This window comes from Pseudomonas rossensis, assembly GCF_039888995.1.
In the GTDB taxonomy this organism is placed as follows: Bacteria; Pseudomonadota; Gammaproteobacteria; order Pseudomonadales; family Pseudomonadaceae; genus Aquipseudomonas; species Aquipseudomonas rossensis.
On sequence record NZ_JBBWCB010000276.1, the window covers coordinates 1 to 2,335 of the forward strand.

Below are 2,335 nucleotides of genomic sequence, written 5' to 3' on the forward strand. Positions count from 1 at the left end.
AGGCACCCACCGGGCGATACCGCCTCCCGGGCACCCTAACTTTTAGCAAGGAGCACATCCATGGCTACACCAGCGTACATGTCCGTCACTGGCGAGAAACAAGGTCTGATCACTGCCGGCGCGTTCACCGCCGACTCGGTTGGCAACACCTACCAGGAAGGACACGAAGACCAGGTCATGGTTCAGGCTTTCAGCCACGACGTGATCATCCCGCGTGACCCGCAGTCCGGCCAACCGACCGGTCAGCGCGTCCACAAGCCAGTCGTGATCACCAAGGTGTACGACAAGGCTTCGCCACTGCTGCAGGCGGCTCTGACCTCCGGCGAGCGCATGAGCGAAATCGTTATCCAGTGGTACCGCACCTCGGCCCAAGGGACCCAAGAGCACTACTACACCACCAAACTGGAAGACGCGATCATCGTCGCCATCAACAACAAAATGCACAACTGCCAGGACCCGTCAAACTCGCACTTCACTCACCTGGAAGAAGTGCAATTCACCTACCGCAAAATCACCTGGACCCACGAAGTATCCGGTACTTCGGGTTCCGATGACTGGCGTCAGCCGGTCGCCTAACTCAGGCCGACCGTCTCAAGCATCGGCCAGCTCTGCTGGTCGATGTTGTTTTCGCCCTTCCAGAATTTTGCGTCTGCTGATTCCTTTTTCCGGTATTGGCGAGCGCCGCAGCACTGCACGAGGAACAAGGGATGTTCGCGCCGGCCAATCAAACTCACTTTGCCCTGACCATCGAAGGTCTTTCCAGCGACTTCCAGGTTCTTTCCCTGCAAGGTCGGGAAGCCATCAGCCAGCCTTTTGTGTTTGAGGTGGAGCTGGTCAGTGAACAGCCGTCCCTGGACCTCGAGATCCTGCTGCACAAACCGGCCTTTTTGCAGCTCTCGCCTGACGGCAGCGGCATTCATGGCCAGATCTATCGCGCTGCCCAGGGCGATTCCGGCAAACGCCTGACCCGCTACGCGGTGACCCTGCGCCCGCAACTGTCTTACCTGGCGCACCGCATCAACCAACGCATCTTCCAGAACCTTAACGTGCCGAAAATCATCGGCAGCGTCCTCGAAGAGCACGGCATCCAAAGCAACGCCTATGAATTCAAAGTCGGGGCGATTTATCCGGAGCGCATTTACTGCGTTCAGTACGATGAATCGGACCTGCAGTTCGTTCAGCGTCTGTGCGAGGAAGAAGGTATCCACTACCACTCTCAGCACAGCGCCACCGCCCACAAGCTGGTGTTCGGCGATGACCAGACGGTGTTCCCGAAACTCGCGCCCGTGGCCTACCAGCAAGACTCCGGCATGGTCGCCAACAACCCGGTGATCAAGCGCTTCGACCTGCGCCTGGAAACCCGCACCAGCCGCACCACCCGCCGCGACTACGACTTCGAAAAACCGCGACTGACCCTGGAAAGCGAAAACCGTGGCGATGCCCTGCCCGACCTCGAAGACTACGACTACCCTGGCCGCTTCATCGACCGCGAACGCGGTAAGCACTTGGCCAAACGCGCCCTCGAACGTCACCGTAGCGACTTCCAGCTCGCCGAAGGCAAAAGCGATCAGCCGTTGCTGGTCAGCGGCCACTTCCTGGCCCTGACCCAACACCCGAAGCCCAAGTGGAACGACCTGTGGCTGCTGACCGAAATTCTCCACGAAGGCAAACAGCCGCAAGTGCTGGAAGAGTCGGTCACCAGCACCACCAACCTGAAAGACGATTTCCACCAGGGCTACCGCAACCGCTTCCAGGCCACCCCGTGGGACGTGCCGAACCGGCCACCGCTGACCCAGAAAAAGCCGCGCATCCTCGGCAGCCAAAGCGCCGTGGTCACCGGGCCCAAGGGTGAAGAGATCCACTGCGACCAATACGGTCGCGTCAAAGTGCAATTCCATTGGGACCGCGAAGGCCAGGCCGACGACAAGACCAGTTGCTGGCTGCGCGTCTCCTCCGCCTGGGCCGGTGCTCACTACGGCGGCATCGCCATCCCGCGCATCGGCATGGAAGTGCTCGTCACCTTCCTCGAAGGCGACCCCGACCAACCGCTGATCAGCGGATGCCTGTACCACAAGGAAAACGTCGTCCCATACGCCCTGCCGGCGAACAAAACCCGCAGCACCTTCAAAACCCTGAGCTCCCCCGGTGGCGGTGGTTACAACGAACTGCGCATCGAAGACAAAAAAGGCCAAGAACAAATCTTCCTGCATGCCCAGCGCGACTGGGACGAAAACGTCGAGCACGACCAGAAAATCCGCGTCGGCAACGAACGCCACGACACCGTCGAGCAAAACAGCTACAGCGAATTCAAGGCCGAAGAACACCACACCGTCTA

At 59.8% G+C, this 2,335-nt stretch carries 2 protein-coding genes; both read left to right on the plus strand.

Annotation, left to right across the window (positions count from 1 at the left end):
* The first annotated feature begins 60 nt into the window (after positions 1–60).
* Positions 61–576: an Hcp family type VI secretion system effector gene (locus tag WLY71_RS30345; RefSeq protein ID WP_054051032.1), complete on the plus strand. Its 516-nt coding sequence runs from the start codon at positions 61–63 to the stop codon at positions 574–576.
* A 131-nt stretch (positions 577–707) separates the two neighbouring features.
* Positions 708–2,335 (plus strand): type VI secretion system Vgr family protein (locus tag WLY71_RS30350; protein WP_347806521.1); only part of this gene is annotated, 1,628 nt, incomplete at its 3' end.

Excerpts from the sequence above, each read along its gene's own strand:
- WLY71_RS30345 (WP_054051032.1), top strand. The coding sequence starts at position 61 with ATGGCTACACCAGCGTACATGTCCGTCACTGGCGAGAAACAAGGTCTG.